Here is a 26,993-nt window from a genome sequence, read left to right on the forward strand (position 1 = left end):
ACTATGCCGGTGAACCGGTCGGCGTGCTCGAACTGATCAAGGACACGACCGAGTACGAAGCGGCCGCGAGCAGCGCACAACGCGCTCTCCTGCTCGGCACGGTGGTGATCCTCGCACTCGCCGTCGTGATCGCGTTCCTGATTGGCCGCGGTATCTCCCGCCCCCTGATTGCGATCACTGCGGTCATGCACCGGCTGTCGAGCGGCGATACCGGCGTCACCATTCCGGGCGGCGATCGCAAGGACGAGCTCGGGACCATGGCGCAGGCGGTCGACGTGTTCCGCCACAATATGATCGAGACGGTGACGCTGCGCGACGCCCAGGAGGCAGCCCAGCACAAGGCCGAGCAGGAGAAGCAGGCCCTGCAGCGGCAGATGGCCGATCGGTTCGAGGCCGAGGTGAAGGGCGTGGTTGCTGCCGTCGCCAAGGCCACCAAGGACATGGAGCGTGCGGCCGGCGAAATCGCGACCAGCATCAGCGGCACGTCCGGTCAGGCTGCGGCCGCTGCAGCGGCATCCGAGGAGGCTTCCGCCAGCGTCTCAACGGTCGCTGCCGCTACGGAAGAACTTGCATCCTCGGTGACCGAGATCGGCCGCCAGGTCAGCCACTCGTCGCAAGTCGCAGATGCGGCCGTGCTCAAGGCGCGGCAGACCACCGAGCTGGTCGGCAGCCTCGCGGCCGCCGCGGAGAAGATCGACGACGTGCTCCGCCTGATCGATGCGATCGCGAGCCAGACCAACCTCCTGGCGCTCAATGCCACCATCGAGGCCGCGCGCGCCGGCGAGGCCGGGCGAGGCTTCGCGGTGGTGGCGGCGGAGGTCAAGGAGCTGGCCGGGCAGACCGCAAAGGCCACTGAAGAGATCGCGGGCCAGGTCAGCTCGATCCAGGCTGCGACCGGCGACTGCGTCAAGGCGATCGAGGGCATCAGCCAGACCATCCGCGAGATCTCGGCCGTCGCGACCACGATCGCGGCCGCAGTCGAGCAGCAGAATTCCGCGACGCGCGAGATCGCGCGCAGCGTCCAGCAGGCCGCCGCGGGTACCGGCGAGGTTTCGCAGAACGTGACCGGCGCAAGCCAGGCCGCCGAACAATCGCGCAAGCTTGCAGACACCGTATCGGCGGCCGCCGGAGAGCTCGGCACGCATGCGACCGAGCTGTTCAGAAGCGTGGACAGTTTCGTGGCAAGGCTGCGCGAAGCTGCCTGAGCCTACTGCGCCACAAGCGCGAGACGTCGCCTCCTCCACCGTCATTCCGGGGCGATGCGATAGCATCGAACTATGGTGCGCAATTGCGCACCTGAGAATCTCGAGATTCCGGGCTCAGCCCTGACGGGCTGCCCCGGAATGACGGCAGTTGTGACGCAGCAAGACTAAGAGGTCGCGCCGGCCGGCGCACCGCCGGTTCCAGACGAAGGGCGCCAAATGGAATGGAGGTGGCAGAGCGGGTTCCCGTAAATTTACGGTAGCCGTTCGTTAATGAATGTTTGGGACCTTCCTACCGCACTAAGGAATGTCCCATGTTCAGACTTCGGTCGATTTCTGCTCGCCTCATTGTCGCGCTTTCGCTCACCGTCGCCATCGCCTGCGCCATTCTCGGGACCTTCTCGGTCCTGCAGCAGCGCGCATTGACGCGGCTCGCCCTCGAGCAGCAGCTCAAGCTGCAATTCGATAGCGTGATCGCCGGCGTCGATTATGAAGCCCGCGCCGCGCTTGCGGTCAGCGCGACCATCGCCGGACTGCCGCCGGTTGCGGACGCCTTCGTCAAGGGCGACCGAGACGCCTTGGGGACATTGCTCGGCGGCGCCATGACGTCGCTGAAGGCGCTGGGCATGCCGCTCGTCAATGTGTGGTCGCCGCCGGCGACCAATTTTTATCGTGTCCACGAGCCGAAAATATTCGGCGACGACACGTCGAAGCGGCGCATCACGGTAGTCCAAGCCAACCAGACCGGCCGGCAGATCGCCGGTGTCGAGCAGAGCCGGCTGTCGCTCGGGATCTTCGGCATGACGCCGATCATGCGAGACGGCAAGATCATCGCCACCGCCGATGTCGGCGCCGCCTTCGGCAAGGAATTCGTCGACCGCGCCAAGCAGCGCTTCGGCATCGATCTCGCGGTGTATTGGCGCGACAATGGTCAGTTCAAACGGCTGTCTTCGACCTTCGGCGATGAAGTCGTGACCAGTCAGGATGAATTGAACGCAGTCTTCAACGGCGCGGCTTTGCAGCGAAGCGCGACGCTCGGCGGGCGGCCGGCCGCGGTCTATGTCGGCCAAATCAAGAACTATGTGGGCGAGCCGGTTGCTGTCCTCGAAGTCATCAAGGACACCACCGATTATGAGGCCGCCGCGGCAGGCGCGCAGCGCGAGTTGATCCTGGGAGCGGTGGCAATCCTGGTGGTCGCCGTGCTGATCGCGCTGTTTGTCGCGCGCGGCATTTCGCGTCCGCTGGTGTCGATCACCGCCGTCATGCACCGGCTCTCGAGCGGCGATGTCAGCGTGGCTATCCCGGGCGGTGACCGCAAGGACGAGCTCGGCACCATGGCCCAGGCGGTCGATGTGTTCCGTCGCAACATGATCGAGACGCAATCGCTCCGCGAGGCCCAGGAAGCGGCGCAAGTGAAGGCGGAGCAGGAGAAGCAGGCGCTGCAGCGCCAGATGGCCGACCGATTCGAGGCCGACGTGAAGGGCGTGGTCGCCGCCGTGGCCAAGGCGACCGGTGAGATGGAGCGCGTGGTCGGCGAGATCACGGCCAGCGTCAACGGGACCTCCCAGCGCGCAGCGGCGGCGGCGGCGGCGTCAGAAGAGGCCTCCAGCGGCGTCTCGACCGTGGCGGCGGCCTCCGAGGAGCTCGCCTCCTCGGTGACCGAGATCGGCCGTCAGGTGGCGCATTCGAGCAATGTCGCCGGCTCTGCCGTGGTCAAAGCCAAGCAGACCACTGAGATGGTCGGCAGCCTGGCCTCTGCCGCGGAGAAGATCGGCGACGTGCTGCGCCTGATCGACGCGATCGCCAGCCAAACCAACCTGCTCGCGCTCAATGCGACGATCGAGGCTGCGCGCGCCGGCGAAGCGGGGCGCGGCTTTGCGGTGGTCGCTGCCGAGGTGAAGGAATTGGCCGGCCAGACCGCCAAGGCCACCGAGGAGATCGCGGGCCAGGTCACCTCGATCCAGGCGGCGACCTCCGATTGCGTCACCGCGATCGGCGGCATCAGCGGCACGATCCAGGAGATCAGCGGTATCGCCGCCGCGATCGCGTCCGCCGTCGAGGAGCAAGGCTCCGCCACCCGCGAGATCGCCCGCAGCGTGCAGCAGGCCGCAGCGGGCACCAACGAGGTCTCGCAGAACGTGACTGGCGCCAGCAATGCTGCCCAGCAATCGCGGCAGCTCGCCGAAAGCGTCGCGCTGGCCGCACGCGATCTCGGCCGGCACGCCAATGATTTGTTCAAGAGCGTCGATTCGTTCCTGGAGGGCTTGCGGAAGGCAGCCTGAGGTTTTGGGAATGGCTGATAGTGAAGCCCGCCACGATTTGCCCTGCTCGCGTGGGCTCGCGAGCCTGGCCGCTGTCACGATCCTGCATTAATCTGCCACCGCTGACATTCGGAGGCGGCTATGGCGGTAGCAGCTCATCGCACTCGGCGGCCTCGACCGCCCGCGTTTTCGGCCGCACCACCTGCCGTGGCAGCGATCTTCGCAACCTATCCGCGGCCGCTGCGCCGGCGGCTTGAGGCACTGCGGCGATTGATCCTCGATACGGCGAGGACGACGCCCGGCGTCGGTGCGCTTGAAGAAACCCTCAAATGGGGGCAACCGAGCTACCTGACGGCCGAGAGCGGCAGCGGCAGCACCATCCGGATCGACCGGATCAAGTCGGAGCCCGACCGCTACGCGCTCTATGTCCACTGCCAGACCGATCTCATCGCGATCTTTCGCGAACTCTACCCGGAGCTGACCTATGGCGGCAAGCGATGCATCGTGCTCGATGCATCCGACGATCTGCCGGAGCAGGCGCTGCGGAACTGCATCGCCCTGGCGCTCACCTATCACCACACCAAGCGCAAGGCGCAGCTTTGACTGATCATCCCGTCACGCCACGCGCGCACCACGATCGGCGGCGTCCGCACCGCATTGCGCATTCAGCAACGCAACGATCTCGGCGTTGGGCCGCGGCCGGCTGAACAGATAACCCTGCCCTTCGTGGCACCCCTCTCCGCGCAGGCAGCGCAACTCAGCCTCGGTTTCCACGCCCTCCGCCGTGATGATGACGCCGAGACCTCTGCCGAGGCTGACGATGGAACGAACGATCGCCTGCGCTTCCCGGTTGGCCGCAAGATCGCGGATGAAGGACTGATCGATCTTGATCTTGTCGAACGGAAAGCTGCGCAGATAGCTCAAGCTGGAATAGCCGGTGCCGAAATCATCCATCGAGATGCGGACCCCGAGCGCGCGTAGCGCATGCAAGGTCGCAAGCACTTGGCCGCTTTTTTCCAGCACCAGGGTTTCGGTGATCTCGAGCTCGAGCCGGGTCGGCGGCAGGCCGGACTGCTTCAGCACGTCCATGACCTGCGACAGCACGTTACCGACCCGGAACTGCAGCGGTGACAGATTGACCGCGACTCGGACGTCGTCGGGCCAAGCCGCCGCATCGTGGCAGGCCTGGCGCAGCATCAGCCGCCCAAGCGCGGAGATCAGCCCGGTCTCCTCGGCGATCGGAATGAATTCCGAGGGCGGGATCATGCCGCGCTCCGGATGCGGCCAGCGTACCAGCGCTTCAAAGCCAGTGATACGCCCGGTCGAGAGATCGATCAGCGGCTGATAGTATGGCTGCAGCGCTTCGCGCCGGATCGCGTCCCGCAGCTCGATTTCCATCCTGCGCCGGCGCTGGGCACGCGCATCCATGCCCGCCTCGAAAAAGCTGAACGTGCCGCGCGTCTCCGTCTTGGCGCGGGACAGCGCCATATCGGCATTCTTCAACAGCTTCTCGGCATCGTCGCCGTCGATCGGCGCCATGGTGATGCCGATGGTCGCGCCGATGACAACGGAATGACCGTCGAGCTGATAGGGATCGGCGATCGCCTGCAACAGCCGCCGGCACAGCTGCGCCGCATCCTCCGGTCGCGCCAGACCGCCCTGGACCACCGCGAACTCGTCGGAATCCAGACGCGCCACGATATCCTCCTCGCGCAGGACCGAGCGCAACCGTTTGGCCACGCCGCGCAGAAGCTTGTCGCCGACACCATGGCCGAGCGTATCGTTAATCGATTTGAAATTATCGAGCCCGAGCACCAGCACGGCCATCTTGTCGGAGCCGCGCCGCATGTGCACCAGCATCTCGTCCATCTGCTGGCGCAGCAGGTTGCGATTGGGCAGGCCGGTCAGCGCGTCGTGCTGGGCCAGGAACGCCAGCCGCGCCTCCGCGCGCTTGCGTTCGGTGATGTCCATCAGCGCCAGCAGCACCGCGGGTTTCTCTTCATAGGCGAGGTGACGCGAATAGATGGCGAGATCGATCAAAGTCCCGTCGGCGCGAACATGCTTCCAGGTCCGTGCCGCCTGCTCCTCGCTCTCGCGCTCGTCGGCCCAGGGCGGCTCGCTGTCGAACGCCTGCAGGCTGCGGATGCTGAGTTGCTTGAACTCGGCGCGGCTGTAGCCATAGTGCCCGGCGGCCGCATCGTTGACGCCAAGGATCTTTCCGTCGTCCAGCGCACAGACGATCATCGGCACCGGATTGCTGTCGAACAAGAGGCGAAAGGATTCCTCGCGCTGCTTCCGTGCGGTGATGTCGACGCGCAGCCCGATGAGGCCGCCATCGTCGGTGAGACGCTCCTCGATCAGGATGACGCGGCCGTCTGACAGCTTCTGCTCGTGAGATCCGCTCGGATGGAACAGCTTGGCGAGCCGCTCGGCGATCCATTCCTCCTCTCGCCCGATCGCTTCGGGATAGTCGCCGCGCGCGACGCCGATCCGGATCGTATCCTGCAGGCGCGCTCCCGACACAAACTGGTCGGAGCTGCGATTGTAGATCTCGGCGTATTTCTTGTTCCAGAGGATGTAGCGTCCCTCGGAGTCCAGGAAGACGATGCCCTGAGGCAGAATGTCGATCGCCTCCACCAAGCGCTCGTGTGCCTTCTGTGCCTCGGCTATGGCCGTCGCGGCCTCGGCTCGGGTGCGGGTAATCTCATCGGCATTGGACAGGAGCGGGGTCTGGGACGCTGGCAGCCGAGGACGAGGCTTTGTGGGACGGAACGCTGCGCGAACCTTGGGCACGCGCATCGGTTTCTTTCGCTTGCTTGGCCGAACGGGCCGCATTGACGCCTCACTTACCTGTCTCGACCGCGATTTGTCAGCCAAGTCTCTGAAAAAATGGTATCTTGATCCGCGGACTGAGGTGGTACGCAACCTATGGGCGTTGCTTCGGAGGGATGTGAGCGCGCGGCACGAACCAGGTGCAATTGCAATGAACTACATCTAAAAATTGCATAATGAAACGCGGGGTGGCAAAAATCCCGTATGCCGTGTAGCGAGCGAATGAACACGACCTCTGCCACAGCCGTTACGCATATTCCTGGCACATGCAAGAAAATGGGCTTATTCCAGGTTTAAGGTTGCCAGACGCTTAAATCGGGGGCCGGATCTTTGGCGATGGACGCGAAATGGCTCGCCTGCCCGTCAGATCGAGCGCGTTCACCAATTGTCGTCAGAAACGCGAGTCCGGTGACGTAGCCGACAAGACGCTGGGTTCGCTTGGGCGAGGGTTGCAGCCCGTGTTATCTTACAGGAGATAGAGTGTGACCCGATGCAAGCTCGCCCTCCTCTGATCGCGCTTTTCCTCGTCATCAGCGTCCTGAATGCGTCGCCTGTGCTGGCGCAGGACAAGGGCAGCATCGATCCGCAGCCGCTGCCCCCGCTGGCGCAACCGGACGATCCCGACACGCCTGCGAAGGAACTGTTCGCGCGCAAACTGCTGCCTGCGGCGCTGCCGACCAAGGTGATCGGCACTTACAACCGGGGCTGTATTGCCGGAGCCGAGCCGATGCCGATCAACGGCGACACCTGGCAGGTCATGCGGCTGTCGCGCAATCGCAACTGGGGGCACCCGCAACTGATTGCACTATTGAAGCGGCTGGCGGCCAAGGCGCACAAGGACGCCGGCTGGCCCGGCATTCTGGTCGGCGACATTGGCCAGCCGCGTGGCGGGCCGGCCCTGAGCGGCCATGCCAGCCATCAGATCGGGCTGGATGCCGACATCTGGCTGACCCCGATGCCCGATCACCGGCTGTCGCGCAACGAGCGTGAGGAAATGTCGGCTGTCATGATGGTGCGCGAGGACCGGCTGGACGTCGATCCGCGCGTGTTCACGCCCGGACATCTTGCCGTGATCCGCGACGCCGCCAAAGAACCGGCAGTGCAGCGCATCTTCGTCAATGCCGCGATCAAGAAGGCGCTGTGCCGACAGGCCAAGGGCGACCGCAACTGGCTCACCAAGGTGCGCCCCTGGTGGGGCCACGACTATCATTTCCATATCCGGATGACTTGTCCGGAGGGTGATGCGGAATGCCATGGCCAGCGCGACCAGGAGGGCGGCGACGGGTGCAGCCACGCCGATCTGTCCTACTGGTTTCAGGACTCCGTGCTGCATCCGCCGCCGCCGAAGGAGCCGCCCAAGCCGGTGCCGCCGATCACGATGGCGCAATTGCCGTCGGAGTGTCGCGCCGTGTTGCTTGCACCGGACGCAAAGATCGATGCCGGTCTCGCTAACAGGATTGGGATCACCTCGTCCGGTAAAATCCGCTAATCTCATCGGCGCGCCGTAAGCGCTTCCATCACCCGGGACGACAGTCCCGCCCGCTGTTCTCAATCGAAAGCCCTCGCCTGCCGCGCGGCGGGTTGCTTGGTGTTGTCATGGTCTCACTGCCTTCACGTGTCTCCCTCACGCTCATCTTCCTCCTGATCGGTCCGTTGGCCGCGCTCGCCCAGGAGCCGAGCGGCTGCGACAAGTTCAAATGGCCGATCGATCGCGAACGCAGCGCGCTCACGGCGCCCGACCGCATCAAGCTTGGTTCGGGAGGCGAGCTGGCCACCATGCCAACATCGGGTCTGACGCTTGGCCTGGTTACGCCTGCGGAGGCAAAACTGCCCTCGCCGCCCGAGCGCGCGCCAAAGGAGGGCACCTTTGCCGGCTTTACGAAAATGACGACCGCACCGAAGGCCGGCGTCTACACCATCAGCCTCTCGACCGGAGGCTGGATCGACGTGGTGCAGGACGGCCATCTTCTGAAGCCGATCGCCTTCAGCGGCGCCACCGACTGCGACGGCATCCGCAAGACCATGAAATATGAACTCGCAGCCCAACCCTTCGTACTCCAGATCAGCGGCACCAAGGAGCAAGCGATTTCGATCGCGATCCTGCCGGCGGAGTGACGGGTCGAAACTCTGGCGCGCGACGTTGCACACCGAAGCCTGCTGCAATTTGTGGCAAAACGTGCTAGGCTGCCGGCATGATCAAAGCGCTCGAAAAAGCCATTGCAGAACTCTCCAGCCTGCCGGAGGCCGATCAGGAACAGATCAGCCGGAGCGTGCTCGCGCACGTTGAAAAGCTTCGGGCGCTTCGTGGCGAGATCGACAAGGGCTTGCGTTCTCTGGACGCGGGCGGCGGTGCAGCTCTGGACATGGAAGCATTGATCCGTCGGAAAAACGCCGGGCATGCCGGATCGTGAACCGCTGTGGTCGCCGGCGGCCATCGACGATGTCGACGGCCTCTGGGACTATTACGCCCATACAGCCGGGCCGCCGACTGCCGATAAGGTGCTACGCGAAATCGAACGGGTCGTCAGCATGATCGGCGAGTTCCCATTCTCTGGGAGGTCACGCGACGAATTGAGACCTGGGCTTCGTTCCATTGTGGCAGGTTCTCAGACCGTCTTCTACCGACCGATTGGCGGCTGAGCCCAGATCGTTCGCATTCTTGATGGACGTCGGGACATCGACAGCATCTTTTCGGAAGAGGATCCTTCTGGAGAGTAGGCTTAAACTCCCGCCACCGAAGCCCAGACATCCGCGAGCTTGCGCTTCAGCTGCTCGGACCGTGTCAGTACTGGTGCGACCTCTTCCTCCTCCGGCAGGCGCAGACCGACGACATTGACCCGCCCGCCGGAGATCGAGCGCGCTACCAGCACAATGGTGTCGAGCGCAAGCGTTGCCCCCTCCTTCGGCGCGTTGTCGAGATGGACGTCGAAATAGTCGGCCAGCGTCAGCTTGGCCTCGCCCTCTTCCACCTTGATGCCGTAGATCGCGGTGAGCTCTTCGAGCGTATGCTCGCCTGACACCATGAAATCGCCGAGCAAATGCGGATCCGGCGCGGAGGACGGCGGCATATCGACGAAGAAGCGGTCCAGCGACTCGGCCTTCTCCGGCGGCGCCAGCAGGTAAAGATAGTCGCCGGGCGCGATCGGCTCCGCCTCCGCAGGCGACAGGATCTGCTGATTGCGGATCACCAGCGTCGGCTTCGACCAGGACGGAATGAGACCGCGGCGATAGAACAGGCTCTTTGACCGGATCGAATAGCCGACCAGCTGCTGCTCAAGCTGGCCCGGCAGATCGAGCTCGACGCGGCGGGGGCCGCGATCGGTGCGCGGCAGCGCCACGTGCAGCCGGCGCGCCGCCGTGCCGAGCGTCCAGCCCTGGGCAATCAGCGAGATGATGACGACGACGAAGGCGACGTCGAAATAGAGATAGGCCTTCGACAGGCCGACCAGCATCGGGATCGAGGCCAGGAAGATCGCGACCGCGCCGCGCAGGCCCGTCCAGGCGATGAAGACCTTTTCCCGCCAGTTGAAGCGGAACGGCGCCAGACACGCGAACACCGCAAGCGGCCGCGCCACGAACATCAGCACCAGCGCGACCGCCACCGCAGGCACGACGCTGTCGACCAGCCGCTGCGGCGACACCAGAAGCCCGAGCAGCACGAACATCACGATCTGGGCGAGCCAGGTCGCGGCATCGAGGAAGGTCACGACGGTGTTGTGCGCCCGTGTCGGCCGGTTGCCGATGATGATGCCGGCGAGATAGACGGCGAGAAAGCCGGAGGCGTGGGAAATCTGTGCCGCACCGAAGATGACCAGCGCAGCCGTGGCGACGAAGGGCGCATGCAGCCCCTGCGGCAGCGCCACCTTGTTCAGCGCAATCACCACACAGCGTCCGCCGACGACGCCGAACACCGCCCCCAGAATCGCCTCCCGTGCAAGCTCGACTAGCGCATGGTCGAACGAGCCGTGACCGACCGAGATCAGTTCCACCAGCGTGAGTGTCAGGAACACCGCGAATGGATCGTTGCTGCCGGATTCCGCCTCCAGCGTGGCACCGACGCGCGGCCGCAGCCGCAGGCCCTGAGCATGCACCAGCAGAAACACGGCCGCCGCATCGGTCGATGCGATCACTGCGCCGACCAGCAGCGCCTCCGTCCAGTTGAGATCAAGCGCGTATTTCGCGACCGGCGCGGTGATGAAGGCGGTCAGCAGCACGCCGACCGTCGCCAGCACCATCGACGGCGCCAGCACGGCGCGGATGCTTTGGAAGCGGGTCCGCAATCCGCCATCGAACAGGATCAGCGCGAGCGCGACCGATCCCACCAGATAGGTGGTCCGTACATCCTGGAATTCGATATGCCCAGGGCCGGAATCGCCAGCCAGCATGCCGATGACCAGAAAGGCCAGAAGCAGCGGCGCGCCGAACCGCAGCGCAAGCAGGCTCGACAGGATGCCGGCCATGACAAGGACCGCGCCGAGGAGAATGGCAATGCTGACGGCGTCGAGGGAGGACATCAAAAGTGCAACTGAATCCGATCGTTACATCCTTATCGTCGCCATACTTGCGCGCCAACCGGATTTGCGCAAATCGCGGCGATATGTCCATTTTTCGGCTCGTGCGTGCATTCGCGGGTATATTGCTATTGCGGGCACCTCCGGTCCGCGCGCGACCCAATCCACCGAATTCCCGAATCAGGTCGATCCGGGCTCCATTCCAATTTGAGAATTCCGATGGACTTCGATCTCCAAGACGTTCTGACTGCGCTCCAGACGGTTGCCCGCTCGGTCGGCGCTGAAGTCACCTCGCCCTGGTTCTACCTGCAGTTCGGCCTGGTGCTGGCCGGCGCCGGAATCGCCTCGGTCGCCAGCGCCGCGATCCGCTCCCGCATCGATGTGAGCTCGCTGGCGATGCGCTGGCCCGGGCCGCTGCGGCAGTTTCTGCGCGTTCTCGTCGAAAGCGTGACGACGGTCGTCTTCGTGATCCTGATGCGGATCGCGCGGACGGTGATGGTGCTGTGGACCTGGCCGAGCCGCAGTTATCTGCTCGCAATCGCCTTGAAGCTGGCAGTGGCCTGGCTGGTGATCCGCCTCGTCGCCTCGGTGATCCGCAACACCTTTCTGGTGCGGGTGGTGTCGATCTCGGCCTGGCTGGTTGCGGCGCTCAGCATCATCGGCCAGCTCGATGCCGTGCTCGATGCGCTCGACTCGGTGTCGGTGGTGCTGGGCGGCCTGCGGTTGACGCCGCTGCTGGTGATCAAGCTCGGCGTTCTCCTGATCGCGGCGTTGTGGCTGACCAACATCGCCAGCAATTTCGTCGAAGGCCGGATCACCCGCTCCACCGACCTCACGCCATCGATCCAGGTGCTCCTGATCAAGATGGTGCGCATGGGCCTGATGGTCCTCGCCATCACCATCGCGCTGAGCGCGGTCGGCATCAACCTGTCGGCGCTCGCGATCTTCTCGGGTGCGGCCGGCGTCGGCATCGGCTTCGGCCTGCAGAAGATCGTGGCCAATTTCATCAGCGGCATCATCCTGCTCGCCGACAAATCGGTGAAGCCCGGCGATCTCGTCACCATCGGCGACAGTTCCGGACGCATCAGCGCCATGAACACCCGCTACATTTCAGTGGCTGCAGGCGACGGCCGCGAATTCCTGATCCCCAATGAAGATCTCGTGACCCAGAAGGTGACCAATTGGACCTATACCGACAAGAACACGCTGGTGAAGGTCAATTTCGGCACCAATTACGACGCCGATCCCAGGCTGGTCTGCAAGCTCGCGGTCCAGATCGCCGCGAGCACGCAGCGCACCCTGAAGTCGAAATCGCCGAACTGCCTGCTCACTGAATTCACCGAAGCCGGCATGAAATTCTCGCTGACCGCCTGGATTTCCGATCCCGGCGACATGGACAGCGTCAAGAGCGAGATCATGCTGTCGCTGTGGGATGCCTTCAAGCGCGAAGGCATCCGCGTGCCATACCCGGTCCGCGAGATCCGCGTTCGCGGCGGCGCGCTCCCGGTGGAAACCACCGTAGAAGTGCCGACCGGCTGACCCGTTCCGGACCCTCACGGCCGTCGCAAGCACGCTTGCACGGGGCGCCACGATCATTAAATTAGGCGCTTAAACCTGCGATGTCCCGAGGAACAAACCGCGCCCATGAGCTACATCGAAGCGACCGATACTGCATTGCGTAAGACCGGCCAGATCAAGCTGCACGGCGCTGCCGGCTTTGCCGGGATGCGCAAGGCCGGCCGGCTGGTGTCCAAATGCCTCGATGAGCTCACCGACATCGTCAAGCCGGGCATCCCGACCTCGCGCATCGACGAATTCGTCCGCGACTTCGCCTTCAGCCATGGCGCCTATCCCGCCACGCTGATGTATCGCGGCTACCGCTATTCCACCTGCACCTCGATCAACCACGTCGTCTGCCATGGCATGCCCGGCGACCGCCCGATGAAGGAAGGCGACATCATCAATATAGATGTCACCTTCATCGTCGACGGCTGGTATGGCGACTCGAGCCGCATGTATGCGATCGGCGCCATCTCGCGCAAGGCAGAGCGGCTGATCGAGGTCACCTATGAATCGATGATGCGCGGTATCGCCGCGGTCCGCCCAGGTGCCACCACCGGCGACATCGGGCATGCGATCCAGAGCTTTGTCGAGCCGCAGGGCATGAGCGTGGTGCGCGATTTCTGCGGCCACGGTCTCGGCCGGCTGTTCCACGACGAGCCGAACATCATCCATGTCGGCCGGCCCGGCGAAGGCGTGTTGCTCAAGCCCGGCATGTTCTTCACGATCGAGCCGATGATCAATCTCGGCAAGCCGCATGTGAAGATCCTCTCGGACGGCTGGACCGCAGTAACCCGCGATCGCTCGCTCTCGGCGCAATTCGAGCACTCGGTTGGCGTGACCAATGACGGCGTCGAGATCTTCACGCTGTCCGAGCGCCATGGCGAGAAGCCGCTGGTCCAGGTCTGACCGGCCACACGGATTCGTCAAACCGCCGGTCTGATTGTTGCCATTCCGCGCTGCTGGAGTGTTGAAGCTCCATTGCCGAGGGAGGCACGCTTGAACGACGCAACACGCCGGAGATTTCTCGGCCTCGCCTCTGCTGGAGCAGCGAGCCTGCTGCCGTCGGCCCCCGGGCGCGCCGATGCGCCGGCTGCGGCCGAGCCGGGCGCCGGCGACGCCTGCATCCTGACCCCGCAATCGGAAGAAGGGCCCTATTATCTCGATCCCAAGCTGGTGCGCGCCGATATTACCGAAGGTCGGCCCGGGGTGCCGCTGTCGTTTAGGTTGCGCGTGATCGAGGCCGGCGCCTGCACGCCGATCGCCGGCGCGCGGGTCGACATCTGGCACTGTGACGCGCGCGGACTTTATTCGGCGTTTCGCGATCAGGGCGACGGCCACAATATCGATCAGACCGGCAAGACATTTCTGCGCGGCACCCAGCGCGCCGGTCAATCCGGCTGGGCTGCATTCAACACGATCTATCCCGGCTGGTATGCCGGCCGCGCCACCCATGTCCACTTCAAGGTGTTTCTTGAGGACAGGACGGTGTTGACCGGACAGACGTTCTTTCCAGAAGCATTGAACGAATTCATCTACAACAATGTCCCCGACTACACCGGACGGCCGAAACAGAGGCTGGTGATCAACGCCAATGACCGCGTGGCGACGGAGGCTGATCCAGACCACCGTGCCTACTGCGCAGTGAAAGAAGAGCGTGACCGCTATGTCGCGATGCTGACGCTCGCCGTCGACCGCAATGGCAAGCCAAACGCCGAGATCATGCCGAGCGGCCCGCCATCGCGCGCGCCGTGGATCAAGGATCGGCTGGCCGCCCTGGTGCCGGGATTGAAGCGCAGCCCATTCTGACATGCGATTCGGCCTCGGCGCGCCTGGACGTCGGCAGACGGACTCTTCTGTCAGTTCACATTGCGATGCCGCTCACGTGACAGAGTGACGCCTCGACTCGCCAGCCGGCGGCAATTGTGTAGCTGCCCCGCGCGTCGTTGGAGCCCACATTCTGCCCGTCGCCGGTTACAGAAGTAGCCATCCGACCCCCGATCGAAATTCTTCGGTAGCCCGAATTGCCGAGCTTCGTGGCACTCGGGCCACGTGCGTTCTGCGCCTCGGGCGCAGCACGTTGCACGGGATCATCCGCCTGGCAATCACGGAGCCGATCCATCGTGCCATACAATTTCCTGCTCATATCCTGGGGAACTTCAGGCAACCTGAATCCGCTGCTTACCGCCGGCCGTCAGCTCCGCCAGCACGGTCATGATGTAAGGGTCATGGCGGACCCCGCGATGGGCGACGAGGTCGTGGCCGCCGGTTTTGATTTCGTGACTTGGCGTCGAGGGCCCACCGGGCTTGCGGCCGATCCCACCGATTTCAGCGACATGGCGGATTGGCTTCGCCGCGCGCTGTTCAATCCCGCCGCCGCCTATGCCGCCGACGTCAGAGACGAACTCAGCAGATCTGCGACCGACGCCGTGCTCTGCCTCGACGTTCTGTTCGGTGCAGTAATCGGCGCCGAAGCAGCCGGCGTCCCGGTCGCGATGCTGTCGCCTCACATCAGCATTCGCCCCCTGGCTGGCGTGCCGACCGCCACCAGCGACCTTCAGGCGCCGAGAACGGCCGCACAGCGGGCCGAGGTCCAGGCGGCCAATGAGCAATTCGCGAACTTCATGAACGGCTTCCTGCCGGAGCTGAACGCAGCCTGCGCCAGGCTCGGCGTGCCCGGCGTGTCGCATGTGCTGGACATCTTCGACCGGCCCGCGCGGGTGTTGATGGGCGTGAGCGAGGTCTTCGATTTCAAAGCCGATTGGCTGCCGGACAATGTTCGCTATATCGGGCCGCTGCTCGACCAGCCGAGCTGGTCCGAGCCGTGGCAGACACCATGGCGATCTGAGCGACCGCGGGTGTTGGTGGCGTGCAGCACCGGCGCACAGGGTCAGGGCGAACTGGTTCAACGCGTCCTCGACGCGGTGAGCGCGCTCGACATTGAGGTTGTCGCCACCGCCGGCCCCAATCTGGCGGTCCACACGCTCAGCGCTCCGGACAATGTGCATCTGTTGCGCAGCGCTCCTCACAACGCCGTCATGCCCGAGGTCTCGGCTGTGATCACTCAAGGTGGACATGGCACCGTCAACCGCGCCCTGATCAATGGGCGGCCGCTGCTGGTGCTCCCGATGGGCCGCGACCAGGGCGGAAATGCCGCCCGTATCGAAGCCAATGGCGCCGGTCTTCGGCTGCCGCCGACCGCCTCGGCGGCGGAGATTGCCACCGCGGTCAGCCGCCTGATCGAGGAGCCGCACTTCCGCGCGGCCGCAACTCAGCTGGGCAATGCCATCAAGGCCGACGTCGATGACGGCCGACTGGTGCAGGAGATGATGGCAGTCGTGCAAGCGCAGGCGGGGCAGCGACCGGCAGCAGCCCGCACCAGACGCGGCGAGAGCCGTCGCGTCGCGTTCTAGCGAACGAAATTGGCTTGGCGGGATCGGCCGAGGGCGAGCGCGCCACCTGCCCGCCATGACCAACACTTCCCGGTTGCAAAAACCGGTGATCACGGCACATTTGGGCCATGGATGACAAAAGCACCCAGCCCAAGACGCCGCCGACTGCGCAGGAGCCGCCGCACTATCACGGCCACCGGCAGCGGCTGCGCGAGCGCTTCCATGCCGCTGGTCCCGACGCACTGAGCGACTATGAGCTGCTCGAGATGATCCTGTTCGCGGCGCAGCCGCGGCGCGACATGAAGCCGCTTGCAAAAGCGCTGTTGAAGAAGTTCGGCTCGTTCGCCGAGGTGATCCACGCACCCGAACTGCTGCTCCGCGAGGTCGACGGCGTCGGCGACGCCGTGGTCACCCAGCTCAAGCTGATCGCGGCCGCTGCAAGCCGGATCGCCAAGGGCGAGCTGAAGCAGCGTCACGCGCTGTCATCATGGCAGGACGTCATCACCTATTGCCGCGCCAGCATGGCCTTTGCGGAGAAGGAGCAGTTCCGGCTCCTGTTTCTCGACAAGCGCAACCAGCTGATCGCCGACGAGGTGCAGCAGACCGGCACGGTCGATCATACCCCTGTCTATCCACGTGAGGTCATCAAGCGCGCGCTCGAACTTTCCGCGACCGCAATCATCCTGGTGCACAACCATCCCAGCGGCGATCCGAGCCCGTCGCAGGCCGACATCCGTATGACCAAGGCGATCGTCGACATTGCCAAGCCGCTCGGGATCACCGTGCACGACCACATCATAGTCGGCAAAAACGGACACGCGAGTCTGAAAGGCTTGCAGCTGATCTAAGATTGCAACGAAGCGATCCGGTCGAGCTGTGCGAGGTCGTGGAAGACGAGCATGCCATCGCCCAGCGTAAGCAGGCCTCGATCGCGAAACGAGGTCAGCACCCGACTGACATGAACGGGCGTGAGCCCCACCGCATCCGCCACATGCTGCTGCCGCAGCGGAAATGGATATCGTCGGTCGACGGCCAGAGCCTGCTGACTCACCCGTCGCATCAGGCTGAGCAGCAGATGCGCGATGCGCCCCTCCGCGGCATGCTGCCCAAGGACGGTTACAAGCTCGTAGGCGGTGCGGACATCCTCTGTAAGCATTTGGAGCAGCGCCTGCGCCGCGATCTCATAAGAACGGCACTTTTCGCGCAGTGCTCCAGCCGAGAAGCTGCACAGCTGGATGTCTGTCAAGGCCTTCGCGGAGTAGCTCGGGTTGGACGCCTCCGCCTGCGAAAGCAAAGTTTCGCTGAAAACGACGTCGCCGGGGAACAGAAACTTGAGGATCTGTCTGCCACCGTTTGAGAGCTGGACGTGGCGGAATGCCCATCCGCTACAGAGCACGAGCAGTTCGTCTCCTGATTTGCTGCGGGGACGGATTTCGCGTCCAGCAGCGACTGTGAAGAAGATCTGACCAAGTGCGCTCAAGTCGCCTTGGTTACTACAAGTGGAAAAGAGAGCTCCGCAAAATCCAACGTCGTTACAAGGACAGCCGACGCATCTCGGCGACAGCATTGTATGTGATCGTGCGGTCACCACGCATACGGTTCCATGAGCGTGCCGCTTCGTATGATGATCGACACGCCATCAATCTAAGTCCAATCGATTTCGATAACAATTATCAACGCCACCCTGCGGAACGTTAAGAACGCTCCGTTACATATGACGCCAACAGTTTAAGTCAATTGCCAGAGATTCTTCGCGGCAAGGCATCCGCACTTCATGAACAACAGTAGCTCCGTGGCTTGATTGGCGCGAGAGGCCGGCGGGTTCAAAGCACGATCGTACCACGTGTCGACACAGTCAGGTCAGTCCGGCTGCAGTCTGGAGGACATTCTTGATGTTTGCCTTGAAGCCAAAGGGAGAGGCCGAAGCTCAGCTGTCGGCAATCGGTCGTTCGCAGGCCGTGATCGAGTTTGATTTGAGCGGTATGATCATAGCCGCCAACAAGAACTTCCTTGATGCATTCGGGTACCGCTTGGACGACGTAAAGGGCAAGCACCATTCCATGTTTGTGCCCGTCGACGACCGCGATACGCCCGAGTATCACGCGCTCTGGGCGTCCTTGAATCGGGGTGAGTTTCGCGCTGGCGAGTTCCGCCGACTCGGCAAAGACGGCAGAGAAGTCTGGATCGAGGCCTCTTACAATCCAGTGCTGGACAGCAGCGGCAAGCCATTCAAGGTGGTCAAGCTCGCCACGGACATAAGCGCGAAGAAGCTGCAGAATCTAAAGGACACGGGAAAGATCGCCGCGATCGACCGTTCGCAAGCGGTGATCGAATTCAACATGGATGGCACGATCGTCACGGCGAACGACAATTTCCTGAACACGATGGGCTACGCCTTGCACGAAATTGTAGGCAAGCATCACGTCATGTTCGTCGACCCCTCCGAACGCAGCAGCGCCGCGTACCGGGAATTCTGGGCCGCGTTGAATCGCGGGGAATATCAGACTGCCGAGTACAAGCGGATCGGCAAGGGCGGCAAGGAGGTCTGGATTCTCGCCTCCTACAATCCGGTCCTGGACGAGAAGGGCAAGCCGTTCGCCGTGGTGAAGTTCGCCACCGACGTCACCGCGCAAAAGCTCAAGAACGCCGATCTCGCGGGCCAGATCGATGCCATCGGCAAGTCGCAGGCCGTGATCGAGTTCAACATGGACGGCACGATCATCACGGCGAACGCGAACTTCCTGAACACGCTGGGCTACACCCTGAATGAAATTCAGGGCAAGCATCACAGCATGTTTGTCGAACCGGCGGAGCGCGACGGCTCGGCCTATCGCGAGTTCTGGGCCCGGCTCAATCGCGGGGAATATCAGGCGGCCGAATACAAACGGATCGGAAAGGGCGGCAAGGAGGTCTACATCCAGGCCTCCTACAATCCTATTCTCGATCTGAACGGCAAGCCGTTCAAGGTCGTGAAATATGCCACCGATGTCACCAGGCAGGTTCTGGTCCGGATGGGCAACGAACGCGTCCGCAGCATGATGGATTCAGTTGCGGCCGGCGCCGAGGAGCTCAACACGTCCGTGCGGGAAATCTCCGAAGCCATGACCAAGTCACGGGAGACGGCCTCCGGGGCGGTCGAACGTGTCGCCTCGGCAGATGCGCGGGCGCAACGGCTTTCCGAAGCCGCGAAGGCGATGAGCGGCATCGTCGACCTCATCAACAACATCACCGGCCAGATCAACCTGCTTGCGCTCAACGCCACGATCGAGTCGGCCCGTGCGGGCGAGGCCGGACGGGGCTTTGCGGTGGTTGCCTCGGAGGTCAAGAGCCTTGCCAACCAGGCCAAGCAGGCCACCGACAAGATCGGCCAGGAGATCGGAAGCCTCAACGTCATATCAGGCGACGTGGTCACCGCTCTCGGTGAGATCAAGCAGGCCATCGATCATGTGAGCGAGTACGTCACCTCGACCGCCGCTGCGGTGGAAGAACAGAGCACGGTCACCAGCGAGATGTCCACCAGCATGCAGCGCGCTGCGGCGGAGGCTGCCAAGATCGCAGCCGGTTGACGATCCGTCGCAGGCCGCATTGCACGGGCCGTCATCGCGATCAATTCGCAATTGCAGAACGGCTCCAATCCGCGCGCCGGTCCGACAGGTCAGTTGTCTGCGGCGCGCATCGCCTCTATACAATTTGAAGATGTATTTATGAATTTTGTCCGGCGGCGACGCGCCCCGTGGATTGACGTGCGCGCCCCGAAGACGAGGTATTTGCCATGCGCCGCAGCGCTTCATTTGACGCTTTGGCTTTCTCGGCTCTGATCTTGTCCAGCTTGTCGCTATTTGCGGGGCCGCTGCTCGCCAGTGAGCTACCTGCACCGCCCATCCTTGCGGCCAAGAAGGGGCCGCTCGAGATCCTGCTGGTTGCGCGCGAGCAGCAGCTGAAGGAGTTGCCGGGTTCTCCGGTCGGCTGGGTCTACGAAGCGTGCCTGCAAAGCGACGCCGGGAAAAATGCGCGGCGCTGCCCCGGTCCGAACGTCACCAACGACAATCGAACGACCTGTCCCGCCGCAGCGGATCCCGCTGTGAGCCCGTATGGCGGGGTGCGGCTCCAGCTTGCACGAACACAGCGGCTGAAGGTCCGCCTTGTCAACTGCTTGCCAGCGGTCATGAAAGACGTCCCCTCGCCCGGTGATTTCAAGCATGTCGGCGAGAATGGCGAGACCTTGCTGAAGTACAATCCAACCAACCTGCACACCCATGGATTGATCGTCGAGCCACGTCGGGCTGATGATCCGGGTGACAGCTACGGCGATTATGTCTTCGTGCTTGGAATCAATCCGGCCAATCATCCGCCAAGCGAACTCGCCCACAGGGCGGCCGCACCAGACGCGTCAATGCATCATGGCGGCGACCATGCCAGCCAATTCGACATCACCCCGGACGGCGTAATCAATTACGACATCGACCTCGTCAACCATCCCGAGGGCTTGTTCTGGTTTCATCCGCATGCCCACGGACTGGCGCTCAACCAGATCACAGCCGGCCTGGCCGGCATCATCACGGTCGGCGATATCTCGCAATATCGCTGCGGCGCCAAGCCCTGCGACGCGCACAAGGTGAAGGTTCGCCATCTGGTGTTCAAGGATACCCAGCTCCGCGCCGACGGCACGTTGAAGCTGCAGGAAGACACGCAGTTCTGTGGCAGCCTCGATCCGCAGTCCACCGCGGTGCTCGGCAAGGGCCTCTGCAGTGGCGCCCAGCAGCCGACCGATTATAGCGGCGGCAAATGGTTCTTCACGATCAACGGTGCCATCGATCCCACGCTGTCGGTCGACCCGTCCGGCGAGATCTGGCGGATCGCAAATACATCGGGGAGCGCAACCTATCTCCTTGGATTGCAGGACGATGCCAGCAGTCGCGACCTTCAGTTTCAGATCCTGTCGATCGACGGCGTCAGCACCGATATCAGCCCGCAGATGCCGGCCGCACGGCTGCAGTCGCTGTTTGCCGGCAAGCTGAGGATCGCCGAATGCAGCACGTCGGCTGAAACGCCGACGGTCGGCACGCAGAGCAAGCCGGTGTGTGCCGATCGGATCCGAATGATGCCGAGCTCGCGCGTCGATGTGTGGGTCTCACGCAAGAGCACGGGTATCGGCACCGGGACAGCGAGCGCGGCCTTGCGGACATTCAACTTCAATACCGGCGACAAGGGCGACACCTGGCCCGGTGTCGAGCTCGCCCATGTTGATTTTGCGCCGGCCATGGCCGGCAAAAGCCCCCCGCCCTATCTCGGGATCGAGGGAAAGGCAAAGACGATGTTTGCCCCCGCAGGCGCGCTGGGACAGACCGCGAAGACCCGCGTCAGCGGGATCGAGGAGCCGATGCCGATTTCACATCTGGCTGAGCCACCCGGCAGCACGCCAGAGAAGGCGGCGTTCGCAGCACGCCTGGCCGAACTCAGCATGCCCCGAAAATATGGACCATGTTCGGCCCTTGCAGCCGATCGGGTGCGGCAAGTCGTGTTCGGGCTCCCGAACGAAGATCCGAACAGCGCGTCCTTTGGATTGGGCTATCGCGAGGCCGCGAAAGATCAGCCGTTGGCGCCGCCGGACGACGACCTCAAGATCAAGGTGTTCGATCACGCCGCGCCTCCGACGGTGTGCCTGCCGCTGGGGGACCACGGCAAGGGCGTGACCGAGCGTTGGGAGCTCATCAATATCGCCGGCGAGGATCATAATTTCCACGTCCACCAGAGCCGCTTCGCCGTGATCGCAACGCAGCCGCCCGGCCAGACTGATCAGCCCGCAAGCACTGGCGCGTCCCCGTCTGCCGGGCCGGCAGTCCTGCACGACAATGTCCCGCTGCCGAGCGGCGCCGGCTGCGACGGCACCGTCAAGGCCTGGAAGGAGAGCAGCTGCCGGCCGAGCCGCGTGATCGTCGAGATCACCTTCAAAGAGGCTGGCGACTTCGTCTTCCACTGCCACATTCTCGAGCATGAGGATGGGGGCATGATGGCCAAGATCAGCGTCGTGCCGCCATCGCACTGAAGCGCACGGCCGAAGACGGAGTCAGCGCGAGCGATTTGAACCAGGCGCGCTCCTGCCGCAACCTAGCTTCCGTGGCGCGAATCGCGCACGGAGATCTCGGATGCAAGTTAAGTTGATCGGCCTGGCCGTGATCCTGAACCTGGGTGCGGCACTCGCAGCAGTCTCGGCTTCGGCCGAGACCGCGAACCCGAACGACTGTCTTGGCGTCGACTGGGATGACAAGCGTCCGCTCACGGTGGCAAAGGTCATCGCGCAGCCGCGGGTCAACCTCATCAAGTCTCCTTATGACGACGACTTCAAGGCGACGACCTGCCCTGCCGCCACGGAGGCGTGCCGGAGGACGGCCTATCTCGTCACCAATGATCCCGTGCTGGTTGGCAAGACCTCCGGCGATTTCACCTGCGTCATCTATCAATCGCCAACAGCGAAAAAGCAGATCTGGGCCAGAGGCTGGCTGCCAAGCGCGGCGCTGGGCAGGGTCGAGCCGATAACAGCGCCGGCGCCGTCGGAGTGGCTCGGCAGCTGGGAGCACCCTGGCGGCGGCATGACGATCGCCAAGGGCGAGGGCGGCAAGTTGAAGATCGACGGCGAGCAGGTCGTGCCGGCCGGACGAGACTTCCACAACGGCGCCATCGAAGCGATCGCCACGCCGAAAGACGGCACCATTGCGTTCGTAAACGACGGCAGCACACCGTTCGAGCGCCCCAACGAAGGGGACGAATGCCGCGTCCGCATGCAGCGGATCGGCCCCTGGCTACTGGTCGAGGACAATAACGATTGCGGCGGCTCCGGCGTCACCTTCACCGGCCTCTATCACCGCAAATAGCCGCCAGCCAGCACCTGAGAGCGGAGCGCTCCATCCGCTACAGGTGTAACCATCTCAGCCGCTCTCGTCATCACGTCGAAACTTCGCGTGCTCATCACCTTGAGCTTCGCAAGCGCCGTCGCGGCGCAGGCGCGACTTGAGGAGGACGAGATGGTTGCAGCACAGTCCATGACGGCGCGCAGGCTTGATGCGCGCGGATCGACCGAAACCACTTCCCACGACGCGGCGCAGCTGCTCGCAGCCATCCGCGATCTCGCACCAAGCTTCGCCGCACGCTCCGATGAAATCGAATCCGCACGTCGGGTTCCTGGCGACATCATCGACAGCCTCAGACGAATTGGCCTGTTCAAATCGCTGGTCCCGCGCAGCCATGGCGGCCTGGAGCTGAGCGTTCCCGACGTCGTCACTGCGATCGAGCTCCTGTCGGCGGCGGACAGTTCGGTCGGGTGGGTCGCCATGATCGCCACAGGCTCGCAGCTGTTCTGCACGCGCCTTGCGCCGGAGATCTACGGCCGTGTCTTTGCGGACGGCGCCGATCCGATGGTGGTTGGCGTCGGAACGCCGGCGGGCCGCGCGGAAATGACGGACGGCGGGTTCCGCGTCAGTGGCCGCTGGCCCTTTTCCAGCGGCTGTCAGAATGCACAATGGATCGTGGGTCACTGCGTGATCACCCGAGATGGCGAACCGGTCATGACCGATCATGGTCCGCTGACCCGATTCGTGATCCTGCCTGCAGAGCGCTGGCGGATCGAAGAGACGTGGCAGGCCTCGGGCTTGACCGGCACGGGCAGCCATCATGTCGTGCTCGAACATGCCCTGGTACCAGATGAAATGGTCTTTGATGCGCTGACCGGGCCGTCGAATGTGGCCGGACCGTTCGAATCTGCGCTGGCACCTTTCGTTTCCAGTCTGCATGGCGCGGTCGCTGTCGGCATCGCGACCGCCGCTATCGAGGATCTTGCCGCGCTTGCCAAACAGGGCCGGCGCCAGCTGTTCGCAAACGCCGACCTGAAAGATGCGCCCGTGTTCCAGCACGCTTTCGGCAGGCTCGGAGCATCACTGCGTGCGGCGCGGGCGTTGCTGCGGGTCCAGGTCGTCGATCAATGGGTCCGCGCGCTGGCGGGACAATTGGACGCCGAGGCCGACTTCGCGGAGGGCCTTCAGGGCAGTGCCTGGATCCACGCCACCTGCAGCGACGTCGTCAGCGGCTGTTACACGCTGGGCGGTGCGAGCGTCATTTTCAGCAGCTCACCCCTGCAGCGCCGTCTGCGCGACATCCACGCCGCGCGTCAGCACGTCTTCGCCCAGGAGCGATTCTATACGCAGGCCGGCGCGATTGCGCTCGGCTTCCCGCCGGTCAATCCGTTCTTCGGTCACTGATCTTGGGGTCACTGATTTTGGGTCACTGACCGCAGCAGGCGGAGCATGCGTTCGCGGGCTCCGCCTGACACGCCTCACTCTGAGCCGCGAAAAATCAGACGCGCGAGGAGACTCGATCAGTAGCAGTAGCGCGGATGGACGCGGACCCAGGCGCCGTCACCGCGCTGCAGGTAGCAGCCATTGTGATAGTAGTAATAGCCGGCGCGACGGCGCTCGCCTTCCGCTGCAATCGCAGCTCCAGTGCCGGCGCCAAGCACGGCGCCGATGGCAGCGCCGCGGCCGCCGCCAAGAGCGCCACCGATGATCGCGCCGCCGGCGCCACCGAGAATGGCGCCTCCCAGCGCATCCTGTGCCGCAGCCTCATGAAGCGGCGCGGCGAGTGCGAGCCCCAGCACAGCCAAAGTCCCGAAGCGACTTGCGATTGATCGGATCATGTTACCCCTCCATTTTCATTCGGCTTGCGGCTTGCTACACTGCCCATGGCCGCGGTTCTTTGGCGCAGATCAAGGCAGGTTCAAGGCACCCGCCGCAAGCCGCGGCTCGATCATCATTGCCGCAGCATCATCAGCGGATTGGCACTGTCGGGAACCAGGCGCCACTGCGCATTGTCGTCGGCCTCGAAGCGCCAGGCCTCGCCGCGATCCGACATCAGGATCATCTGGCCATGCTCGAGTCGCCATTGCGTCGGCGCAAAAGCCGTGACGCTGGCATCGCATTTCGGCTTGAGAAACACCTGGAAATTATCGTTGCCGGCGTCGTTGTTGGTGAGGGTGAGGCCGCAGATCGTGTCGCCGTTGCCGCGGACCATCGCCCAGTCACCGATCATCTGATCCATCGACTTTGCCAGCGAACGGGCCGCAGCGAGATTCTGCAGGATGTAGACACCCTCGCCCTGCCGCAGGCCTTCGAAAATACCGGTCTCGACCTCGGTGAAGTCGATCACGGCTTCACCGGTCGCATCCTGCAGCCGCACGATGTCGAGCCCCTTTACGTTCCAGCCCACGATATCCTTGGTGAAGGGCAGCGCCGCGGCGCAATTCGGCTCGAGTTCGAGCTTCAACCCGCGCGGAGAGGAATCAGGCTTCATTGTCACGACGCAGGTCTTGCTGCGATCGGTGGTCGCAAGCTCCCATTGTCCCACCATCGCCTTCTTCAGGCTGGCGGCATCCTGCGCCGCCACGGGCGCGGCCGCCGCGCAGCCGACCAGCAGCGCGACCGACAACAGGAGATGACGAATCATCAGCGACCTTTCACGGGCGTTTCCGCAACGGGCGTCAGCGGCGGCTTGCCGGCAAACCAGGCCGTCAGATTGTCGACCACGAGCTGATCCATCGCGTTGCGGGTTACGATGGCGGCCGAGCCGATGTGTGGCAGCAGCACGACATTTTGCATGCTCTTCAGTTCGTCCGGAACGTTCGGCTCCTTCTCGAACACATCGAGGCCTGCAGCCAGGATGCCGCCGGACTTCAAGGCCGCGATCAGCGCCTGCTCGTCGATCACAGAGCCTCGTGCGACGTTGACGACGACGCCACGCGGACCCAGCGCCTGCAGCACCTCGGCATTGATCATCTTGTTGGTGCCGGCGCCGCCGGGCACGATGACCACCAGCGTGTCCACGGCCTTCGCCATTTCGATCAGATCCGGATAGTGCTGATAGGCGACGCCGGTCGCCGGCCTGCGCGAGTGATAGACCACCGGCACCTTGGACGCGTCGAGCCGGCGCGCGATCGCCTGACCGATGCGGCCCATGCCGATCATGCCTACGGTGCGATCGCGCAGCGAGCCGACGGACAGCGGATAGGGCTGCGTCTGCCACTGGCCGGACCGGACGTAGCGATCGGCCTTGATGAATTCGCGCAAGGTGGCGATGAGCAGGCCAAGCGCGACGTCGGCGACCTCCTCGCTCAACACGTCGGGGGTGTTGGTGACGATAATCCCGTTCTGGCCGGCATGCGCCGCGGCGATGTTGTCGTAGCCGACGCCGAAGCTGGCGATGATCTCGAGCTTCGGAAAGCGCGCCATGACCGCAGCATCGGCCGCGACCGTATGGAAGGTCATGGCGATGCCGCGGATCGATTCCATGACGCTGGCCGGCAGCCGTTCGAGATCGCCGCGCGTCTCGGCGAAGTGCAGATTGAAATTGTCCGGGAAGCCCTTTTCGAGGATCGGCCGCAGCGGCCCGTAGATCAGCAAATCGATCTTGTCAGACGAAACAGCCGCCATCAGGTGTCCTTTCCAAGCGCGCTTTCATGCCAGCGCCGCAACACGAGGTACGAAAATAACGCCAGCACGGCGTAGATGACAATCCCGGCCACCGACAACAGCAACAGCGCGGCGAACATGCGGGGTATGTTGAGACGGTAGCCGGATTCCGCAATGCGATAAGCCAGTCCCGAGCCGGCGCCAGCGCTGCCCGCCGCGATCTCCGCGACTACGGCACCGATCAGCGACAGCCCGCCGGCAATGCGCAGACCACCGAGGATATAGGGCAGCGCCGCGGGCAGCTTCAGGTAACGCAAGGTCTGCAGCTTCGAGGCACGATAGAGCTGGAACAGGCCGAGCAGATTGCGATCGACCGAGTTCAGGCCCAGCGCCGTGTTCGACAACACCGGAAAGAAGCCGACGATCCAGGCGCAGACGACCACTGCCGTCTGCTGCGGCAGATAGATCAAAAGCAAGGGCGCGATCGCAATGACGGGTGTGACCTGCAGCACGATGGCATAGGGGAACAAGGCGTATTCCAGCCATTTCGACTGGTTGAACACCAGCGCCAGCGCGATGCCGCCGAGCGCCGCGGCGACAAAGCCTTCCGCGGTCGTGATCAGCGTGGTGAGCAGCGATTGCGACAGCACGTCCCAATCAGAAAACAGCGTCTGCAGCACCAGCACCGGGCCCGGCAGCACGTAAGGCGGGATGGCGTTGAGCTGCACCACCAGTTCCCAGACGCCAAGGCCGGCTGCCAGCACCAGCACCGGCAGCACAA

At 63.8% G+C, this 26,993-nt stretch carries 24 protein-coding genes; 17 read left to right on the plus strand and 7 right to left on the minus strand.

Annotated features, from left to right (window positions below):
* The 3 genes from BRAS3843_RS12965 to BRAS3843_RS12975 form a co-directional block, all read left to right on the plus strand.
* Positions 1-1,205 (plus strand): HAMP domain-containing methyl-accepting chemotaxis protein (locus tag BRAS3843_RS12965; RefSeq protein WP_035981605.1); only part of this gene is annotated, 1,205 nt, incomplete at its 5' end.
* A gap of 311 nt (positions 1,206-1,516) precedes the next feature.
* Positions 1,517-3,484: a methyl-accepting chemotaxis protein gene (locus BRAS3843_RS12970; RefSeq protein WP_008969357.1), complete on the plus strand. Its 1,968-nt coding sequence runs from the start codon at positions 1,517-1,519 to the stop codon at positions 3,482-3,484.
* A gap of 186 nt (positions 3,485-3,670) precedes the next feature.
* Positions 3,671-4,066 (plus strand): DUF1801 domain-containing protein, encoded by a 396-nt coding sequence (locus BRAS3843_RS12975; protein WP_035981607.1) that lies wholly within the window; start codon positions 3,671-3,673, stop codon positions 4,064-4,066.
* A gap of 12 nt (positions 4,067-4,078) precedes the next feature.
* On the opposite strand, the gene BRAS3843_RS12980 is transcribed toward BRAS3843_RS12975, so the two are convergent.
* A complete protein-coding gene (locus tag BRAS3843_RS12980; protein WP_035981608.1) occupies positions 4,079-6,298 on the minus strand; it encodes an EAL domain-containing protein in 2,220 nt (739 codons plus the stop codon).
* Between the two features lie 487 nt (positions 6,299-6,785).
* Between BRAS3843_RS12980 and mepA the strand changes: the two genes are divergently transcribed.
* From mepA to BRAS3843_RS13000, 4 genes are all read left to right on the plus strand, one after another.
* Positions 6,786-7,784: a penicillin-insensitive murein endopeptidase gene (gene mepA / locus BRAS3843_RS12985; RefSeq protein ID WP_008969360.1), complete on the plus strand. Its 999-nt coding sequence runs from the start codon at positions 6,786-6,788 to the stop codon at positions 7,782-7,784.
* A 107-nt stretch (positions 7,785-7,891) separates the two neighbouring features.
* Complete coding sequence (locus BRAS3843_RS12990; protein ID WP_008969361.1) at positions 7,892-8,410, plus strand: hypothetical protein; 519 nt, start codon at positions 7,892-7,894, stop codon at positions 8,408-8,410.
* A 77-nt stretch (positions 8,411-8,487) separates the two neighbouring features.
* The gene (locus BRAS3843_RS12995; RefSeq protein WP_008969362.1) at positions 8,488-8,706 is read left to right on the plus strand and encodes a hypothetical protein; all 219 of its coding nucleotides are present in this window, start codon (positions 8,488-8,490) and stop codon (positions 8,704-8,706) included.
* On the plus strand, positions 8,693-8,935 hold the full coding sequence (locus tag BRAS3843_RS13000) for a type II toxin-antitoxin system RelE/ParE family toxin (RefSeq protein ID WP_008969363.1): 243 nt from the start codon (positions 8,693-8,695) through the stop codon (positions 8,933-8,935). The genes BRAS3843_RS12995 and BRAS3843_RS13000 overlap by 14 nt, the downstream gene beginning before the upstream one ends.
* Before the next feature lie 80 nt (positions 8,936-9,015).
* On the opposite strand, the gene BRAS3843_RS13005 is transcribed toward BRAS3843_RS13000, so the two are convergent.
* A complete protein-coding gene (locus BRAS3843_RS13005; RefSeq protein WP_008969364.1) occupies positions 9,016-10,809 on the minus strand; it encodes a potassium/proton antiporter in 1,794 nt (597 codons plus the stop codon).
* Here BRAS3843_RS13005 and BRAS3843_RS40690 point away from each other — a divergent pair.
* From BRAS3843_RS40690 to radC, 6 genes are all read left to right on the plus strand, one after another.
* Positions 10,784-11,017 (plus strand): hypothetical protein, encoded by a 234-nt coding sequence (locus BRAS3843_RS40690; RefSeq protein ID WP_139024847.1) that lies wholly within the window; start codon positions 10,784-10,786, stop codon positions 11,015-11,017. The genes BRAS3843_RS13005 and BRAS3843_RS40690 overlap by 26 nt on opposite strands.
* Positions 11,018-11,025: 8 nt before the next feature.
* Positions 11,026-12,345, plus strand: a complete 1,320-nt coding sequence (locus BRAS3843_RS13010) for a mechanosensitive ion channel domain-containing protein (protein WP_008969365.1) — start codon at positions 11,026-11,028, stop codon at positions 12,343-12,345.
* A gap of 105 nt (positions 12,346-12,450) precedes the next feature.
* Positions 12,451-13,275: a type I methionyl aminopeptidase gene (map, locus tag BRAS3843_RS13015; protein WP_008969366.1), complete on the plus strand. Its 825-nt coding sequence runs from the start codon at positions 12,451-12,453 to the stop codon at positions 13,273-13,275.
* Positions 13,276-13,365: 90 nt separating this feature from the next.
* Positions 13,366-14,175 carry an intradiol ring-cleavage dioxygenase gene (locus BRAS3843_RS13020; protein ID WP_008969367.1) on the plus strand — a complete coding sequence of 270 codons (810 nt, stop codon included), beginning with the start codon at positions 13,366-13,368 and terminating at the stop codon, positions 14,173-14,175.
* Between the two features lie 419 nt (positions 14,176-14,594).
* Complete coding sequence (locus BRAS3843_RS13025) at positions 14,595-15,779, plus strand: glycosyltransferase (RefSeq protein WP_244425276.1); 1,185 nt, start codon at positions 14,595-14,597, stop codon at positions 15,777-15,779.
* Positions 15,780-15,886: 107 nt separating this feature from the next.
* Positions 15,887-16,606, plus strand: coding sequence for a DNA repair protein RadC (gene radC / locus BRAS3843_RS13030; protein WP_008969370.1), 720 nt, complete (start codon positions 15,887-15,889; stop codon positions 16,604-16,606).
* Here radC and BRAS3843_RS13035 read toward each other — a convergent pair.
* Positions 16,603-17,238 carry a Crp/Fnr family transcriptional regulator gene (locus BRAS3843_RS13035; RefSeq protein WP_050886427.1) on the minus strand — a complete coding sequence of 212 codons (636 nt, stop codon included), beginning with the start codon at positions 17,236-17,238 and terminating at the stop codon, positions 16,603-16,605. The two genes, radC and BRAS3843_RS13035, sit on opposite strands and share 4 nt — an antisense overlap.
* A 412-nt stretch (positions 17,239-17,650) precedes the next feature.
* On the opposite strand from BRAS3843_RS13035, the gene BRAS3843_RS13040 reads away from it, so the two are divergent.
* From BRAS3843_RS13040 to BRAS3843_RS13055, 4 genes are all read left to right on the plus strand, one after another.
* Entirely contained in the window at positions 17,651-19,324 is a 1,674-nt protein-coding gene (locus BRAS3843_RS13040) for a PAS domain-containing methyl-accepting chemotaxis protein (protein WP_008969373.1), read from the plus strand.
* Positions 19,325-19,578: 254 nt separating this feature from the next.
* Positions 19,579-21,804 (plus strand): multicopper oxidase domain-containing protein, encoded by a 2,226-nt coding sequence (locus tag BRAS3843_RS13045; RefSeq protein ID WP_210161393.1) that lies wholly within the window; start codon positions 19,579-19,581, stop codon positions 21,802-21,804.
* Positions 21,805-21,904: 100 nt separating this feature from the next.
* A complete protein-coding gene (locus tag BRAS3843_RS13050) occupies positions 21,905-22,630 on the plus strand; it encodes a hypothetical protein (protein ID WP_008969375.1) in 726 nt (241 codons plus the stop codon).
* Between the two features lie 87 nt (positions 22,631-22,717).
* Positions 22,718-24,010, plus strand: a complete 1,293-nt coding sequence (locus BRAS3843_RS13055) for an acyl-CoA dehydrogenase family protein (protein WP_050886428.1) — start codon at positions 22,718-22,720, stop codon at positions 24,008-24,010.
* 116 nt (positions 24,011-24,126) lie between these two features.
* Here the strand turns inward: BRAS3843_RS13055 and BRAS3843_RS13060 are convergent, their stop codons facing one another.
* The 4 genes from BRAS3843_RS13060 to BRAS3843_RS13075 form a co-directional block, all read right to left on the minus strand.
* On the minus strand, positions 24,127-24,444 hold the full coding sequence (locus BRAS3843_RS13060) for a hypothetical protein (RefSeq protein ID WP_008969377.1): 318 nt from the start codon (positions 24,442-24,444) through the stop codon (positions 24,127-24,129).
* 113 nt (positions 24,445-24,557) lie between these two features.
* The gene (locus BRAS3843_RS13065) at positions 24,558-25,250 is read right to left on the minus strand and encodes an AprI/Inh family metalloprotease inhibitor (RefSeq protein WP_050886429.1); all 693 of its coding nucleotides are present in this window, start codon (positions 25,248-25,250) and stop codon (positions 24,558-24,560) included.
* A complete protein-coding gene (locus BRAS3843_RS13070; protein ID WP_008969379.1) occupies positions 25,250-26,233 on the minus strand; it encodes a 2-hydroxyacid dehydrogenase in 984 nt (327 codons plus the stop codon). Before BRAS3843_RS13070 ends, BRAS3843_RS13065 begins: the two co-directional genes overlap by 1 nt.
* Positions 26,233-26,991, minus strand: a complete 759-nt coding sequence (locus BRAS3843_RS13075) for an ABC transporter permease (protein WP_244425279.1) — start codon at positions 26,989-26,991, stop codon at positions 26,233-26,235. The genes BRAS3843_RS13070 and BRAS3843_RS13075 overlap by 1 nt, the downstream gene beginning before the upstream one ends.
* Between the last annotated feature and the right edge of the window lie 2 nt (positions 26,992-26,993).

Source organism: Bradyrhizobium sp. STM 3843 (assembly GCF_000239815.1).
GTDB lineage: Bacteria > Pseudomonadota > Alphaproteobacteria > Rhizobiales > Xanthobacteraceae > Bradyrhizobium.

What these genes read in the sequence shown, in the direction of transcription:
- BRAS3843_RS12970 (WP_008969357.1), top strand. Translation starts at nt 1,517, where the DNA reads ATGTTCAGACTTCGGTCGATTTCTGCTCGCCTCATTGTCGCGCTTTCG.
- BRAS3843_RS12980 (WP_035981608.1), bottom strand. Translation starts at nt 6,298, where the DNA reads ATGCGGCCCGTTCGGCCAAGCAAGCGAAAGAAACCGATGCGCGTGCCC.
- mepA (WP_008969360.1), top strand. Translation starts at nt 6,786, where the DNA reads ATGCAAGCTCGCCCTCCTCTGATCGCGCTTTTCCTCGTCATCAGCGTC.
- BRAS3843_RS12990 (WP_008969361.1), top strand. Translation starts at nt 7,892, where the DNA reads ATGGTCTCACTGCCTTCACGTGTCTCCCTCACGCTCATCTTCCTCCTG.
- BRAS3843_RS12995 (WP_008969362.1), top strand. Translation starts at nt 8,488, where the DNA reads ATGATCAAAGCGCTCGAAAAAGCCATTGCAGAACTCTCCAGCCTGCCG.
- BRAS3843_RS13000 (WP_008969363.1), top strand. Translation starts at nt 8,693, where the DNA reads ATGCCGGATCGTGAACCGCTGTGGTCGCCGGCGGCCATCGACGATGTC.
- BRAS3843_RS40690 (WP_139024847.1), top strand. Translation starts at nt 10,784, where the DNA reads ATGCTGACGGCGTCGAGGGAGGACATCAAAAGTGCAACTGAATCCGAT.
- BRAS3843_RS13005 (WP_008969364.1), bottom strand. Translation starts at nt 10,809, where the DNA reads ATGTCCTCCCTCGACGCCGTCAGCATTGCCATTCTCCTCGGCGCGGTC.
- BRAS3843_RS13010 (WP_008969365.1), top strand. Translation starts at nt 11,026, where the DNA reads ATGGACTTCGATCTCCAAGACGTTCTGACTGCGCTCCAGACGGTTGCC.
- map (WP_008969366.1), top strand. Translation starts at nt 12,451, where the DNA reads ATGAGCTACATCGAAGCGACCGATACTGCATTGCGTAAGACCGGCCAG.
- BRAS3843_RS13025 (WP_244425276.1), top strand. Translation starts at nt 14,595, where the DNA reads ATGGCGGACCCCGCGATGGGCGACGAGGTCGTGGCCGCCGGTTTTGAT.
- radC (WP_008969370.1), top strand. Translation starts at nt 15,887, where the DNA reads ATGGATGACAAAAGCACCCAGCCCAAGACGCCGCCGACTGCGCAGGAG.
- BRAS3843_RS13040 (WP_008969373.1), top strand. Translation starts at nt 17,651, where the DNA reads ATGTTTGCCTTGAAGCCAAAGGGAGAGGCCGAAGCTCAGCTGTCGGCA.
- BRAS3843_RS13050 (WP_008969375.1), top strand. Translation starts at nt 21,905, where the DNA reads ATGCAAGTTAAGTTGATCGGCCTGGCCGTGATCCTGAACCTGGGTGCG.
- BRAS3843_RS13060 (WP_008969377.1), bottom strand. Translation starts at nt 24,444, where the DNA reads ATGATCCGATCAATCGCAAGTCGCTTCGGGACTTTGGCTGTGCTGGGG.
- BRAS3843_RS13065 (WP_050886429.1), bottom strand. Translation starts at nt 25,250, where the DNA reads ATGATTCGTCATCTCCTGTTGTCGGTCGCGCTGCTGGTCGGCTGCGCG.
- BRAS3843_RS13070 (WP_008969379.1), bottom strand. Translation starts at nt 26,233, where the DNA reads ATGGCGGCTGTTTCGTCTGACAAGATCGATTTGCTGATCTACGGGCCG.